Below are 15,002 nucleotides of genomic sequence, written 5' to 3' on the forward strand. Positions count from 1 at the left end.
TCAGCGTGGTGATGCCCGCCTACAAGGCGGCATGGCTGCCGCATGCGCTGGAGAGCGTGCGCCGGCAGACCCATCGCCCGCTGGAACTGGTGGTCTGCGACGACTCCAGGGGCGACCGGGTCAGGGACATCGTCCAGGCATTCGCCGCGCGGGTGGACTTCCCGGTGCACTACGCGCGCAACCCCGCGCACCTGGGCGAAACCGGCAGCACCGCGCGCGGCATCGCGCTGGCCAGCGGCGAGTTCGTCAAGTTCCTGCACGATGACGACGTGCTGTACGACGACTGCATCGCCACGCTGGTCGACGCCTTCGCGCGCGTTCCAGGGCTCGCCCTGGCCTTCGCCCGGCGCCACCTGATCGACGAACGCTCCGGACTGATCCGCGACGAACTGGCGACCGCTTTCCCGGCGGCCGAGGACGTGCTGATCGACGGCCACGACCTGATCGACTTCCTCGCCGACCATACGGTCAATTTCCTCGGCGAACCCAGCGCGGCGATGTGCCGGCGCGCGCACGCGCTGGAACTGGGCGACCGGCTGCCGTTCCTCGGCGACACCCGTATCGCCTGGGTGGCCGACCTGGCGATGTACGTCAAGCTGATGCGCAGCGGCCCGGTGGCGATGAGCTGCCGCCCGCTGCTGGGCTTCCGCATCTCCCGGCACCAGTTCAGCCAGCACGGGCGCGACACGCCCGGCATCGGCCAGGACAACCACGACGCGTTCCGCCAGGCGATCCGCGCCCTAGGCTGGTACCGCGGCGGGGACACCCGCCAGGTCGCGGTCGCACCGCTGGACGGCTCGCGGCCGGCGGCACGGATCGACCTGGGCGCGGCCCTGGAACAGGCCCTGGCCATCGCGCACGCCACGCACCCGCTGCGCGCATGGCATGGCCGCCGGCGTCCCAACGGCGCGCAGCTGCGGATCGTGCGCGAGTTCGTTGCCGGCCATGGGCGGCACGGCCGCCTGGGGGTGGTGATCCGCGCCGGCGCCGACCCCGCCGCGATGCGCCGCATCCTGTCCGGCCTGGCGTTCCTGCCGGTAGAGCTGGCCGCTCGGATCAGTGTCAGGGCAACCGGCGTACTGCCGCCGCGTTACGCGCCCCCGGCCACCGTGCATGCGATCCAGTGGCTGGGCGATGCCGCGTCGGCGGCGCCGCTGCAAACGCTGTGTGCGGACTGGGACGTGGACTGGCTGCTGCATGTCGATGCCGAGGCGACGTTCACCCCCGGCGGGATGATCCGCCTGCTGCTGCAGCTGGCGGTGGCCGGGGACGGGCTGCACGCGGTCTTCGCCGACGAATGGCACCGCGCGAGCCCGGCCGACCTGGCGCCGGCACTGCGCCCCGACCTCAATCTCGACCTGCTGCTCGGCAACCCGGCGATGCTGGCCGGGCACTGGGTACTGCGCCGCGACGCGGTGCTCGCGGCCGGCGGGTTCGATGCGGATGCCGGCGCCGCCGCGGAACTGGACCTGATCCTGCGCCTGATCCAGAAGCACGGCTTCGACGGCATCATGCACCTGCCCGAGCCGCTGCTGACCTGTGCACCACCGCGCCTGGACGCGCAGGCGATACGGCGCGCCATCCTGCGCCACCTGCACGCGCGCGGCTACCCCGCGGCGACACTGGAAAGCGCCGGCGACGGCCTGCACCGGATCGACTACGGCCACGACCAGCAACCGGCGGTATCGATGCTGCTGGTGGTCGCGGCGGACACCGCGCTGGCCGCGCTGGAACGCTGCGTGGTGTCGCTGCTGGAAAAGACCGCCTATCCGAACTACGAGCTGCTGCTGGTCGACAACGGGGCCAGCGCCGGGGTCCGCCAGTGGATGCAGCAGGTGGAGGCGCTGGCCGCCGGCCGCGTGCGCGCATTCGCCTTCGACCCGCCGCTGGCCCACGCCGCCGCCTGCAACGTGGCCGCCACCCAGGCCGCCGGCGAGTTCCTGCTGTTCCTGCGTCCGGACGTGGCGGCGCTGCAGCCGCAGTGGCTGCACGAACTGCTCAACCACGGGCTGCGTCCGGAAGTGGGGATCGTCGGCGGCAAGACCATCTCCGCCGATGGCGCGATCACCCACGCCGGGCTGGTGCCCGGCCTGCTGGACTGCGGCGGCCGCGCCTTCGCCGGCGCACGGATGGACGCCCCGGGCTACATGCACCGGCTGCAGGTGGCGCAGAACTATTCGGCCGTGGCCGACAGCTGCCTGCTGGTCGGCAAGGCGCTGTTCGCCGAACTGGACGGCTTCGACCATGCCGCCTTCGCCGACGCCGGCGCCGACGTCGACCTGTGCCTGCGCGCGCGCCAGCGCGGCTACCTCACGGTGTGGACCCCGCATGCGCTGCTGTTGCATTCGGTGCAGGCGACGCCGCTGGCGGACGCCGCCACCGACGCCTTGCTGGAGCGCTGGCTGCCTGCCCTGGCCCACGATCCGGCCTACAACCCGAGCCTGCGGCTGGACGTGGCCGGTGGCTTCAGCCTGGGCGAATCGGACTTCTCCTGGCAGCCGCTGCCGTGGCGGCCGATACCGCGCGTGCTTGCGCATCCGGCCGACCCGTGGGGCAGCGGCCAGTACCGGGTGATCCAGCCGTTCGAGGCACTGCGCGGCGCCGGCCATGCCGAGGGCGCGCTCTACGCCACGCTGCTGGACCCGGTCGAGCAGGCACGCATCGATCCCGACGTGGTGGTACTGCAGCGCCGGATTTCCGACGAGGACCTGGAACGCATGCGGCGCATGCCGCGCTTCTCGCGCGCGCTGAAGATCTACGAGCTGGACGACTACCTGCCGAACCTCCCGGCCAAGAGCGCGCATCGCGAACACATGCCGCGCGACATCCTGCGCACCCTGCGGCAGGCGTTCGCACGGGTCGACCGGGTCGTGGTCTCAACCCCGGCGCTGGCCGAGGCCCTCGCCGGCCTGCACCCGGACATCCGCATCGCCCACAACCGCCTGCCGCCGGGCTGGTGGACGGGCCTGCCGGCACCGCGCCGCGGCACCGGTACGCGGCCGCGGGTGGGCTGGGCCGGCGGCGTGGGCCATACCGGCGACCTGGAGATGGTGGCCGACGTGGTGGCCGAACTGGCCGGGGAAGTGGACTGGGTGTTCTTCGGCATGTGCCCGGAGCGGTTGCGCCCGCACGTGGCCGAGTTCCATCCCGGTGTCGACATCGAAGCGTATCCGCGCTACCTGGCCCGCCTCGACCTGGACCTGGCGATCGCCCCGCTCGAGCAGAACCGCTTCAATGAGTGCAAGAGCAACCTGCGCCTGCTGGAGTACGGCGCCTGCGCGGTTCCCGTGGTCTGCAGCGATGTCGGCCCCTACCGCGACGGGAGCCTGCCGGTGACCCGGGTGCGCAACCGCCACCGCGACTGGGTCGCGGCGATCCGCGCGCATCTGGCCGACGCCGGCGCCCGTGCCGATGCCGGCGACGCGCTGCGTGCCGCGGTACACCGCGACTGGATGCTGGCCGACGCCGGCCTGGCGCAATGGCAGGCCGCCTGGCTGCCCTGAATGCGCGGATGAACGCGCGCGGCGGAGCCGCGATGGCTGCGCCGCCACCGGCATCCGGCGGGTGCCCACCAGACCCGACGCCGGCTTCCCGTCGCCTGTGACTTTCGATCCGGCGCCCCGGCTTTCCACGGGCGCCAAGCCCCACGGTTCTCTGGCTACACCGACGGAAAACCGTCGCAGGAACCACCGCCTCGCCCCTTGATGGACGCGCTCCGGCGGTTTTCCCGCCCTGCGGGGTTCCGGCACACGACTTGCACATGAACAGGCAGTACTCCCCTGTCCCGGAACCTTGTCGATGTCCCACTCCGTCAATTCCATCCTTTCCCAGATCCGCAGCTACCAGACCCAGGCCAGCCAGCCGTTGCCGGCCGCCGACGTCGCGCGCAGCAATGCCATCGAAGGATTGGCCGGAATCCGGCCCGCCAGCGCGCCGGTGGCCAGCTTCACCGACACGCTGCAAGGTGCCCTGGCCGACGTCAACCGCGCCCAGCAGGTCTCCGGCGCACTGGCCGCCGCCTTCGAGCGCGGCGAGCCCGGCGCCGACCTGGCCAAGGTCATGGTCGCGTCGCAGCAGTCCCAGCTGGCGTTCCGCGCCACCGTGGAAGTCCGCAACCGTCTCGTCCAGGCTTACCAGGACGTGATGAACATGCCGCTGTAAGGAACCGGTCGCCATGGCACTCGCGCTGTCCAAGGATTCAATCAATTCGGAAAAGGCCGGCGCCTGGTTCGACCGGCTGCAGAGCCTGCAGATCACCCGGCGGCTGGGGTTGATGGCGATGATCAGCATCGCCGTGGCCGCCGGCCTGTTCGTGTTCTTCTGGGCACAGAAGTCGCCGATGGCGCCGCTGTACACCGGCCTGGACCAGAAGGCGACCGCCGAGGCGACCGACCTGCTGCGCGCCGCGCAGATCCCGTTCGAGCTGGATGCGGCCACCGGCGCGATCAGCGTGCCGGAGAAGAACATCCACGACGCCCGCCTCAAGCTGGCCGGTTCCGGCCTGACCGACAGCGGCCGGCTCGGTTTCGAGCTGATGGAGCGCGACCCCGGTTTCGGCGTCAGCCAGTTCATGGAAACCGCCCGTTACCAGCACGCGCTGGAAACCGAGCTGGTGCGCACCATCACCACCCTGCGCCCGGTACGCGACGCACGCGTGCACCTGGCCATTCCCAAGCCCAGCGCCTTCACCCGCCAGCGCGATGTCGCCAGCGCCTCGGTGGTGCTGGAACTGCGCCCCGGCCAGCAGCTGGAGCGCAACCAGGTCGACGCGATCGTGCACATGGTCGCCTCCAGCATTCCGGACCTGGCGCCGGAACGGGTCACCGTGGTCGACCAGAGCGGGCGCATGCTGACCATCGCCGACCCTGACAGCGACGCGGCCATGAACGCCGCGCAGTTCGACCAGGTGCGGCGCCTGGAGACCTCCTACAACCAGCGCATCCGCGAGCTGCTGGAGCCGATGACCGGCCCCGGCCGGGTCAATCCGGAAGTCAGCGTGGACATGGACTTCTCGGTGACCGAGGAAGCGCGCGAGCTGTACAACGGCGAGCCGCAGAAGGTGCGCAGCGAGCAGATCAGCGAGAACACCACCACCACCCAGGGTCCGCAGGGCGTTCCCGGCGCGGCCAGCAACACCCCGCCCGGCCCGCAGCCCGCACCGGCCACCGCCGCCACGCCGAGCGAGAGCAGCAAGAACGCCACCCGCAACTACGAGCTGGACCGCACCCTGCAGCACACCCGGCAGCCCGCCGGGCGGGTCAAGCGCGTGTCGGTTGCGGTGCTGGTCGACCACGTGCCGCGCCCCGGCAGCAACGGCAAGATCAGCGACCAGGCGCTCAGTGCCGCCGAACTGACCCGGGTCGAGGGGCTGGTCAAGCAGGCGGTCGGCTTCGATGCCGCACGCGGCGACACGGTGTCGGTGATGAACGCGCCGTTCGTGCGCGATGCCACCCCGGTCGAACCGATCAAGTGGTGGGAAATGCCGCAGGTCCGCGACGGCCTGCGCCTGGTGCTGGGCGCGATCGTGGTGCTGGCGCTGCTGTTCGGCGTGCTGCGCCCGGCGCTGCGCCAGATCGCCGGCCCGCCGAAGGCCCTGGCCGCACCGGACGATGATCCGCTGCGCGCCGACGTACACCTGGTCGACAACGGCGACGGCCTGCCCGGGCTGGCCAACGACCACCTGCAGCTGGGCGGCGCCGCGCCGCTGGCGTTGCCGCTGGATGCCTACGAGGAACGCCTGCGCATGGCGCGCGAGGCGGTGCGCTCGGACTCCAAGCGCGTGGCCCAGGTGGTGAAGGGATGGGTGGCCAATGACTGACTCCATCGTTCCCATGAACGGCGTGCAGCGCGCCGCCGTGCTGCTGCTGTCATTGGGCGAAGCCGACGCGGCGGAAGTGCTGCGCCACATGGAGCCCAAGGAGGTGCAGAAGATCGGCATCGCCATGGCCACCCTGACCGACGTCAGCCGCGAGCAGGTGCAGCAGGTCATGGACGAGTTCAGCAACGAACTCGGCAACAAGACCTCGCTCAGCGTCGGCTCGGACGACTACATCCGCAACATGCTGGTGCAGGCGCTGGGCAACGAGAAGGCCAACAACCTGATCGACCGCATCCTGCTCGGCCGCAACACCACCGGCCTGGACACGCTGAAGTGGATGGATCCGCGCGCGGTCGCCGACCTGGTGCGCAACGAGCATCCGCAGATCATCGCCATCGTCATGTCGCACCTGGAGAACGACCAGGCCGCCGAAGCGCTGAAGCTGCTGCCCGAACGCACCCGGGTCGACGTACTGCTGCGCATCGCCACGCTCGATGGCATCCCGCCCAACGCGCTGAACGAACTCAACGAGATCATGGAGCGCCAGTTCGCCGGCAACCAGAACCTGAAGTCGTCCAACATCGGCGGCGTGCAGTGCGCGGCCAACATCCTCAACTTCATGGACGGCGGCCAGGACCAGGCGATCCTCAGCTCGATCGCGCAGGTCGATGCGCCGCTGGGCAGCCGCATCCAGGACCTGATGTTCGTGTTCGACGACCTGGTGGACCTGGACGACCGCGAGATGCAGCTGGTGCTGCGCGAAGTCAGCGGCGAACGCCTCGGCCTGGCCCTGCGCGGCGCCGACATCAAGGTGCGCGACAAGATCACCCGCAACATGTCCCAGCGCGCCGCCGAGATCCTGCTCGAGGACATGGAGGCCCGCGGCCCGGTCAAGCTGTCCGACGTGGAAGCCGCGCAGCGCGAGATCCTGGCCATCGTCAAGCGCATGGCCGATGAAGGCACGGTCACCATCGGTGGCAATGCGGAGACCATGCTGTGAGTCCCGTCGTGCGCTGGATGGCCCCCGATCTCACCGTCGCGCAGGCGTCGGCGCAGGACCTGGCCGACGGCTACCCGGCCGATGCGCCGGACATGCCGCCGGAACCGCTGCTGCAACCACCGACGCTGGAGGAAATCCAGGCCATCCAGGACGCCGCCCGCCAGGAAGGACTGGAACAGGGACACGCCGAAGGCCATGCCGAAGGCCTTGCCCAGGGCCAGGCCGAGATACGCCGGCTGGTGGCGCAGATCGAAGGCATCCTGGACAACTTCAGCCGCCCGCTGCTGCGCCTGGAAGGCGAAGTGGTGGCCGCGCTGGGCGAGTTGTCCGTGCGCGTGGCCGGGCAGCTGCTGGGTCGCGCCTACCAGGCCGAGCCGGCGCTGCTGCAGGAGCTGGTCAACGAGGCCCTCGAAGCGGTTGGCGGCAGCAGCCGCGAGGTCGAGGTACGCCTGCACCCGGACGACATCGCCGCGCTGGCGCCGCTGCTGAAGCTGGCACCCGGCCAGCGCCTGAGCCCCGACCCCGGCCTGAGCCGCGGCGACCTGCGCGTGCACGCCGAGAGCGTGCGCATCGACGGCACACTGGAGGCACGCCTGCGCGCGGCCCTGTCCACGGTGATGCGCAAGGCCGGAGCCAGCCAATGAGCCCCGCCTTCACCGATACCCCGCCGACCGACCGGCCGCCACCGGCACCCGCGGCCTGGTCGGCCGCGCGCAACCTGCGGCTGGCGGCACGGCTGGACGCCATCGACATCGAACCGGGCCATGGGCGCGGCCTGATCCGCGAAGGCGTGCTGCGCCGCGCGGTGGGCCTGACCCTGGAAGCGGTCGGCTGCGAGGCGCCGATGGGCGCCACCTGCAAGGTCGAAGTCGACGGCGGCTGGGTCGATGCCGAGGTGGTGGGTTTCGCCAGCGAACGCACCTACCTGATGCCCAGCGCCGAACTGCACGGGCTGCTGCCGAACGCGCGCGTGGTGCCGTCCTACCGGCGCGGCGGCGTGGAGGTCGGCGAAGGCCTGCTCGGCCGCGTCATCGACAGCGACGGCGTGCCGCTGGACGGCAAGGGCCCGATCCGCGCCGAAGGCAGCGCCAGCATGGCCGGCGTGTCGATCAACCCGTTGGCGCGCGAACCCATCACCCAGCCGCTGGACGTGGGCGTGCGCGCGATCAACGCGCTGCTGCCGATCGGCCGCGGCCAGCGCGTGGGCCTGTTCGCCGGTTCCGGCGTCGGCAAATCGACGCTGCTGGGAATGATGACCCGCTTCACCTCGGCCGACGTGATCGTGGTCGGACTCATCGGCGAACGCGGCCGCGAAGTGCGCGACTTCGTCGAGACCACCCTGGGCGAGGAAGGCCTGCGCCGCGCCGTGGTCGTGGCCGCACCGGCCGACCGCCCGCCGCTGGCGCGCCTGCATGGTGCCTACCGGGCCACCGCGATCGCCGAGTGGTTCCGCGACCAGGGCCTGAACGTGCTGCTGCTGATGGATTCGCTGACCCGCTTTGCCCAGGCGCAGCGCGAGATCGGCCTGTCCGTCGGCGAACCGCCGACCACCCGCGGCTACCCGCCCAGCGTGTTCGCCAAACTGCCGGCGCTGGTGGAACGCGCCGGCAACGGCGCCAAGGGGCGCGGCTCGATCACCGCCTTCTACACCGTGCTCACCGAGGGCGACGACCCGCAGGACCCGATCGCCGATGCGGCCCGCGCCATCCTCGACGGCCACATCCTGCTCTCGCGCCGGGTCGCCGATTCCGGCCTGTACCCGGCCATCGACGTCGAATCGTCGGTCAGCCGCGTGGTCCAGGACATCGCCGACGACGCCTGGCGCCTGCGCATCCGCAAGCTCAAGCGGCTGGTGGCGGCCTACTCGGCCAACCGCGACCTGATCGCCATCGGCGCCTACCAGCGCGGCAACGATGCGGCCACCGACGAAGCGCTCGAGCGCTGGCCCGAAATCCTCGAATTCCTCGGCCAGGACGTCAGCCTGGCCGCCGACCTACCCCACAGCCTTGCCGCCTTGAAACGCCTGGTCGAAAGCGAGAACGTCCCATGAAGCAATCCCGTCGCCTGGACCCCCTGCTGCGCCGTGCGCAGGATCACGAAGACGAGGTCGCCCGCGCCCTGGCCGAACGCCAGCAGGCGCTGGACATGCACCTGTCGCGCCTGGAGGAACTGCGCCGCTACGCCGACGAATACGCCGGCGCGCAGATGGCCGCCACCAGTCCGTCGCAGCTGATGAACCGGCGCGCGTTCCTCGACCGCCTGGACAGCGCCGTGCAGCAGCAGAGCCAGACCGTGGACCGCAACCGCGAACGCGTCGATGCCGAGCGCGCGCGGCTGCTGCTGGCCAGCCGCGACAAGCAGGTGCTGGAACAGCTGGCAGCCAGCTACCGTGCCCGCGAAAAACAGGTGGAGGAGCGCCGCGACCAGCGCGAGATGGACGACCTCGGCGCGCGCCGCGCCCGCCAGGCCCAGCTCTCGGGCGAGGACGAGACCCCATGACGCCACTGTCCCTGGGCGCCGCCGCGGCCAGCGCGCCGCCCGCGACCGGTACCCCGGCACGGACCGGCGCCGGCAATGACAGGCAGGCCGGCGGCTTCGATGCGCTGCTGCAGGCCGCGCCACAGTCGGCGCCGCAGCCGGCGCCGCGCGCCAAGCCCACGTCCACGCCGGCCGCGGACACGCCGGGCCGTGACGGCGGCGATCCGGCCGCCGCACCGGCGGCACCTGCGGACACGACGCCGGGCAGCGAGGCCTCCGCGGCCGGTGACGCCGGGAAACCGGCAGCCAGCGACGAGGGTCGCGGCCAGGACGACAGCGACGCCGACGCGCCGCAATGGCCGCCGCCCGGTCTTGCCGGGCTGCTGCCGGGCACCCCGCCGGTGCCGGCGACGATGGCGGCGATGGCCCCCGCCCCGGCGGTCGCCGGGGGTGGCAGCGACCTGCCGCCGTCCACCACCCCGCTGGCGCCAGCGACATCCGCGCCGGCCACGCTGCTGCCGATGGCTGTCGCGCCGCCGCAGACAGCGCCCCCCGCGCAGGCCGCTGCCACCGCTGCCGCCGCCGTCCCGGCGGCCACGACCGAGGCCGACGTCCTGGCGCAGCTGGCCAGCCTGGATGCCACGCCGGAGCTGCCACGCGGCGGCGCCGGCAATGCGCCAGCGCCCATGGATCCAGGTGCCGGCGCGGCGTTGTTCGGCCCGCTGCTGCAGAATCTGGCCAGCGTGGCCGACGCCCGTCCGGCGCCGGCCTTCCCGCCGGCGCTGTCCGCGCCGGTGGACATGCAGGGCGCGGATTTCGACGAGGCCATCGGCGCGCGCGTCGGCTGGCTGGCCGACCAGAAGATCGGCCATGCCCACATCCGCGTCACCCCGAACGATCTGGGGCCGGTGGAAGTGAAGCTGCAGCTGGAGGGCGATCGCGTCCACGCCACCTTCTCCAGCGCCCATGCCGAGGTCCGCCAGGCGCTGGAAAGCGGCCTGCCGCGGTTGCGTGAAATGCTCGGCGAACAGGGCCTGCAGCTGGCCCAGGCCGATGTCGGCCACCGTCAGTCCGAGTCCGGTTCGCCCAACGCCGGCGGCGCCGGCACGGGCCACGACGGCGAGCCCGGCGATGCCGGCTCCCTGCCCGAGCACACTGCCCGCCCCCTGCGTCTGCGCGGCCTGCTCGACGCCTATGCCTGAGTCGTAGGCAGGGCCCCCGGGGACGTGGGCCCTGCGCGCCGGGGCACCCGCCCCCGGCGCTGGCCCGTCAACTTTCCGTCATTGCCACCGGCCTGCGCTGCGGCACGCGTATTGCATATCCAGGGGCAGCAACCCTGAGGAGCACAACGTGGCAGCCGCCGCCGACAAATCCCGCAAGCCAGACACTTCCAAGGACAAGGACAAGGACGCCACCGGCAAGCCGCGCCGCTCGCTGCTGGCAACCATCCTGATCGCCGTGATCGCCGCCGGTGGCGCCGGTGGTGCCGTCTGGTATTTCACCCAGCGCCACGCCGATGCGGCGCCGTCCAAGGCCAAGGCCGCGGCGCCGGCCACGCCGGCCCCGGCACAGTACTTCGCGCTCGACCCGGCCTTCGTGGTCAACCTCAACGGACGCGTGGACGGCCCGCGCTACCTGCAGGTCGAAGTGCAGCTGATGACCCGTGACCCGGAAGCGCTGCCGGCGCTGCAGACGCACGCACCGGCGATCCGCGCCAAGCTGCTGATGCTGTTCTCCCAGGTCGAGCCCGAGCAGATCGCCGACCGCGCCGGCAAGGAGCGCCTGCAGGCCGCCGCGCTGGCCGAAGTGCAGAAGCTGATGAAGGCCGAGACCGGCAAGAAGACCGCCGACGACCTGCTGTTCACCAGCTTCGTCACCCAGTAAGGCGACGCCGATGAGCATCAACGACCTGCTGTCCCAGGATGAAATCGACGCCCTGCTGCATGGCGTCGACTCCGGTACGGTGGACACCGTGGAGCCCGATTCGCCCCCGGGCGAGGCGCGGCCCTACGATTTCGCCAGCCAGGACCGCATCATCCGTGGGCGCATGCCCACGCTGGAGATGGTCAACGAGCGCTTCGTGCGCCTGTGGCGCATCGGCCTGTTCAACCTGATCCGGCGTTCGGCCGAGATCTCGGTGCGCGGCATCGAGCTGATCAAGTTCGGCGATTACCTGCATTCGCTGTACGTGCCCACCAACCTCAACCTGGTCCGTTTCAAGCCGCTGCGCGGCACCGGCCTGATCGTGTTCGAGCCGACCCTGGTGTTCGCGGTGGTGGATAACTTCTTCGGCGGCGACGGGCGTTACCACACCCGCATCGAGGGCCGCGAGTTCACCGCCACCGAGATGCGCGTGATCCAGCTGATGCTCAAGCAGGCCTTCGTCGACCTGCGCGAGGCCTGGAGCCCGGTGATGAACGTCGATTTCGACTACATCAATTCCGAGATCAACCCGCACTTCGCCAACATCGTCAGCCCGCGCGAGTACGTGGTGGTGTGCCGCTTCCACGTCGAGCTGGAAAGCGGTGGCGGCGACATCCACATCACCCTGCCGTACTCGATGCTGGAACCGATCCGCGAACTGCTCGATGCCGGCATCCAGAGCGACCGCAACGACCGCGACGAGAGCTGGGCGATCATGCTGCGCGAGCAGCTGGACACCGCCGAGGTGGAGCTGTCCAGCGTGATCGCGCGCCGGCGCATGAGCCTGCGCGAGCTCAGCCGGCTGAAGGTCGGCGACATCCTGCCCATCGAGATGCTGAAGGAAGTGCCTTTGTGCGTCGAAGGCATCCCGGTGTTCACCGGCGAGTTCGGCATCGCCGGCGACCGCAACGCCATCAAGATCACCGCTACCCATCCGCCGGGCAGGCCGCCGCGCCCGTCCGCGTCCCAGGAAAATTCCCATGACTGAGCACGATCCCTCCGAGACCACCGCACCCGCCGCGCCCGCCGCCGAGCCGGCCCAGTTCGCCAACCTGCAGGCCGAGGGCGACGGCAACGCCGACCTCAACCTGGACGTGATCCTGGACGTGCCGGTGACGCTGTCGCTGGAAGTCGGGCGTGCGCGCGTGCCGATCCGCAACCTGCTGCAGCTCAACCAGGGCTCGGTGGTGGAACTGGAGCGCGGCGCCGGCGAATCGCTGGACGTGTTCGTCAACGGCACCCTGATCGCACACGGCGAGGTGGTGGTCATCAACGACCGCTTCGGCGTGCGCCTGACCGACGTGGTCAGCCCCAGCGAGCGCATCCGGAGACTGCGTTGAGCCTGCTGCCGGCCACCGCCCTGGCCGTCGCCGCGATGGCCCAGGGCCATCCGCAGGCGGCGCCGGTCGGCCAGCACGCGGCCACCGCGCCGGGCCTGTTCGGCGCGGTGATGGCGCTGCTGGCGGTACTGGCGCTGATCGTCGGCCTGGGCTGGCTGCTCAAGCGCATGCCCGGCAGCGGGTTCCGCCCCGCCGAGGGGTTGAAGCTGGTGGCCAGCCTCAACGTCGGCGCCAAGGAGCGCGTGGTGGTGGTCGAGGTCAACGGCCAGCAACTGCTGCTGGGCGTGACCGGCGGCGGCATCAGCACCCTGCACACCCTGCCCGAGCCGCTGCCCCCGGTGGCGCCGGCCACCCTGCCCAACCTCAAACACCTACCGAATTTCGCGCAGCTGCTGCAACAGAAGCTGCGCAAGGACGCCTGAGCATGCTGCCGCAACGCTTCAACTCCCGTTTCTGCTGCCAGCTGGCGATCGTGTTCGCGCTGCTGGCCCTGCCACTGCTGGCCTGGGCGACCCCCGCCGCACCGCAGATGCCGGCCCTGCCCGACGTGAACGTCGGCAAGATCGGCGGCGCCCCGGTCAGCCTGCCGCTGCAGACGCTGCTGCTGATGACGGCGATCACCCTGCTGCCGTCGCTGCTGCTGGTACTGACCGCCTTCACCCGCATCATCATCGTGCTGGGCCTGCTGCGGCAGGCGATGGGCACCGGGCAGACGCCCTCCAACCAGGTGCTGCTCGGGCTGGCGCTGTTCCTGACCGCGATGATCATGATGCCGGTCTGGGACAAGGCGTGGTCCACCGGCATGGCCCCGTATCTGGACGGCAAGATCGATTTCCAGACCGCGTGGACCCTGACCACCCAGCCGCTGCGTGCGTTCATGCTGGCGCAGGTGCGCGAGACCGACCTGATGACCTTTGCCGGGCTGGCCGGCCAGGGGCCCTACGCGGGCCCGGAGGCGATCCCGTTCCCGGTTTTGGTGGCCTCGTTCGTCACCAGCGAGCTGAAGACCGCGTTCGAGATCGGCTTCCTGATCTTCATCCCGTTCGTGATCATCGACCTGGTGGTGTCCAGCGTGCTGATGTCGATGGGCATGATGATGCTCTCGCCGATGCTGATCTCCGCACCGTTCAAGATCCTGCTGTTCGTGCTGGTCGATGGCTGGGTGCTGGTGGTGGGCACGCTGGCGGCCAGTTTCAACGCGGTCTGAAGCACCGCGCGCCCGTCCCTGTCGTCCACCGTCGACGTCCCGGCGCGCGTCCGCGCCGCGGCCCCGCCCCCCTGACCCCCGGCTTCCCATGTCCCCCGAACTTGCCCTTACCGAACTGCGCGGCGGCCTGGTCGCCACCCTCTGGATCGCCGGACCGCTGCTGGTCGTGGTGCTGGTGGTCGGCGTGGTCATCGGCATCATCCAGGCCGCCACCCAGCTCAACGAGCCGACCATCGCCTTCATCGCCAAGGCCGCGGCGCTGACCGCGGCGCTGTTCGCGCTGGGCAGCCTGCTGCTCGGCCACCTGGTGGAATTCACCACCCTGCTGTTCCAGCGCATCCCGCACCTGATCGGCTAGGCGGCGCCATGGATCCGATCACCCGGATGATGATCGACGGCCAGCAGGCCTTCGCCATCATCGGCACCACGCTGTGGGTCATGCTGCGCATCGGCGCGATGCTGATGGCCATGCCGATGGTGGGCTCGCGCGCGGTACCGGCGCGGGTGCGGGCGCTGCTCGCCGTGGCGTTGTCGGTGGCGCTGGCACCGGTGCTGCCGCCGGTACCGACGTGGAGCGGCTTCGACGCGGCCACGGTACTGGGCATCGCCCGCGAGCTGGCGGTCGGGGTGAGCATCGGCTTCCTGCTGCGGCTGATCTTCGAGGCCGGCGCGATGGCCGGCGAACTGGTCGCGCAGGGCACGGGCCTGGCATTCGCACAGATGAGCGACCCGCTGCGCGGCGGCAGCTCCGGCGTGGTCGGGCAATGGTTCTACCTGCTGTTCGGGCTGCTGTTCTTCACCAGCAACGGCCACCTGGCGCTGATCTCGCTGCTGGTGGACAGCTACCGGGCATTGCCGATCGGTACCGCGCTGCCAGACCCGCACGCGATGGCCGCACTGGCCCCGACCCTGTTCCTGCAGGTGTTCCGCGGCGCGTTGACCCTGGCGCTGCCGCTGGTGGTGGCGATGCTGGCGGTGAACCTGGCCTTCGGCGTACTGGCGCGGGCCGCACCTGCCCTGCACCCGATGCAGCTGGGCCTGCCGGTATCGCTGCTGCTGGGGTTGATCCTGCTGGCGCTGCTGGCCGGGGAAATGGCGATGCCGGTGCAGCGCCTGCTCGACAGCGCGTTCGAGGCCGCACGGCAAGTGACGGGGTGAGCCGGCAGCGCGCCGGCGGTCGCATTCAGCACCTGCCCGCTTGCCTGCCGCGCGCCGGGCCGGGATAGTCTGGAACCC

General features: G+C 71.0%; 15 protein-coding genes. All 15 read left to right on the forward strand.

What is annotated here, in order from left to right; genetic code table 11:
• Positions 1–11: 11 nt before the first annotated feature.
• Positions 12–3,503: a glycosyltransferase gene (locus QQA12_RS08630; protein ID WP_226049920.1), complete on the forward strand. Its 3,492-nt coding sequence runs from the start codon at positions 12–14 to the stop codon at positions 3,501–3,503.
• Between the two features lie 295 nt (positions 3,504–3,798).
• Positions 3,799–4,161, forward strand: a complete 363-nt coding sequence (gene fliE / locus QQA12_RS08635; RefSeq protein WP_182212848.1) for a flagellar hook-basal body complex protein FliE — start codon at positions 3,799–3,801, stop codon at positions 4,159–4,161.
• A 13-nt stretch (positions 4,162–4,174) separates the two neighbouring features.
• Complete coding sequence (fliF, locus tag QQA12_RS08640) at positions 4,175–5,818, forward strand: flagellar basal-body MS-ring/collar protein FliF (protein ID WP_226049069.1); 1,644 nt, start codon at positions 4,175–4,177, stop codon at positions 5,816–5,818.
• Positions 5,819–5,831: 13 nt separating this feature from the next.
• A complete protein-coding gene (fliG, locus tag QQA12_RS08645) occupies positions 5,832–6,818 on the forward strand; it encodes a flagellar motor switch protein FliG (protein ID WP_054665809.1) in 987 nt (328 codons plus the stop codon).
• The gene (locus QQA12_RS08650; RefSeq protein ID WP_226049070.1) at positions 6,815–7,462 is read left to right on the forward strand and encodes a FliH/SctL family protein; all 648 of its coding nucleotides are present in this window, start codon (positions 6,815–6,817) and stop codon (positions 7,460–7,462) included. The genes fliG and QQA12_RS08650 overlap by 4 nt, the downstream gene beginning before the upstream one ends.
• Positions 7,459–8,868 (forward strand): FliI/YscN family ATPase, encoded by a 1,410-nt coding sequence (locus QQA12_RS08655; protein ID WP_054665815.1) that lies wholly within the window; start codon positions 7,459–7,461, stop codon positions 8,866–8,868. The genes QQA12_RS08650 and QQA12_RS08655 overlap by 4 nt, the downstream gene beginning before the upstream one ends.
• Positions 8,865–9,317, forward strand: a complete 453-nt coding sequence (gene fliJ / locus QQA12_RS08660; RefSeq protein WP_226049071.1) for a flagellar export protein FliJ — start codon at positions 8,865–8,867, stop codon at positions 9,315–9,317. Before QQA12_RS08655 ends, fliJ begins: the two co-directional genes overlap by 4 nt.
• Positions 9,314–10,498, forward strand: a complete 1,185-nt coding sequence (locus QQA12_RS08665) for a flagellar hook-length control protein FliK (protein ID WP_226049072.1) — start codon at positions 9,314–9,316, stop codon at positions 10,496–10,498. Before fliJ ends, QQA12_RS08665 begins: the two co-directional genes overlap by 4 nt.
• A 148-nt stretch (positions 10,499–10,646) precedes the next feature.
• Positions 10,647–11,180 (forward strand): flagellar basal body-associated FliL family protein, encoded by a 534-nt coding sequence (locus QQA12_RS08670; protein ID WP_056932953.1) that lies wholly within the window; start codon positions 10,647–10,649, stop codon positions 11,178–11,180.
• 10 nt (positions 11,181–11,190) lie between these two features.
• Positions 11,191–12,207 carry a flagellar motor switch protein FliM gene (gene fliM / locus QQA12_RS08675; protein ID WP_054665826.1) on the forward strand — a complete coding sequence of 339 codons (1,017 nt, stop codon included), beginning with the start codon at positions 11,191–11,193 and terminating at the stop codon, positions 12,205–12,207.
• The gene (gene fliN, locus QQA12_RS08680) at positions 12,200–12,559 is read left to right on the forward strand and encodes a flagellar motor switch protein FliN (RefSeq protein ID WP_056932954.1); all 360 of its coding nucleotides are present in this window, start codon (positions 12,200–12,202) and stop codon (positions 12,557–12,559) included. The genes fliM and fliN overlap by 8 nt, the downstream gene beginning before the upstream one ends.
• Positions 12,560–12,594: 35 nt before the next feature.
• Positions 12,595–12,981 (forward strand): flagellar biosynthetic protein FliO, encoded by a 387-nt coding sequence (gene fliO, locus QQA12_RS08685; RefSeq protein ID WP_162486525.1) that lies wholly within the window; start codon positions 12,595–12,597, stop codon positions 12,979–12,981.
• Positions 12,982–12,983: 2 nt separating this feature from the next.
• Positions 12,984–13,766, forward strand: coding sequence for a flagellar type III secretion system pore protein FliP (fliP, locus tag QQA12_RS08690; RefSeq protein WP_054665835.1), 783 nt, complete (start codon positions 12,984–12,986; stop codon positions 13,764–13,766).
• 88 nt (positions 13,767–13,854) lie between these two features.
• Positions 13,855–14,124: a flagellar biosynthetic protein FliQ gene (locus QQA12_RS08695; protein ID WP_054665837.1), complete on the forward strand. Its 270-nt coding sequence runs from the start codon at positions 13,855–13,857 to the stop codon at positions 14,122–14,124.
• An 8-nt stretch (positions 14,125–14,132) separates the two neighbouring features.
• Positions 14,133–14,924, forward strand: coding sequence for a flagellar biosynthetic protein FliR (gene fliR / locus QQA12_RS08700; protein ID WP_226049073.1), 792 nt, complete (start codon positions 14,133–14,135; stop codon positions 14,922–14,924).
• Positions 14,925–15,002 lie beyond the last annotated feature (78 nt).

Origin of the sequence: Stenotrophomonas sp. 17(2023), from assembly GCF_030345315.1 — a bacterium.
GTDB lineage: Bacteria > Pseudomonadota > Gammaproteobacteria > Xanthomonadales > Xanthomonadaceae > Stenotrophomonas > Stenotrophomonas acidaminiphila.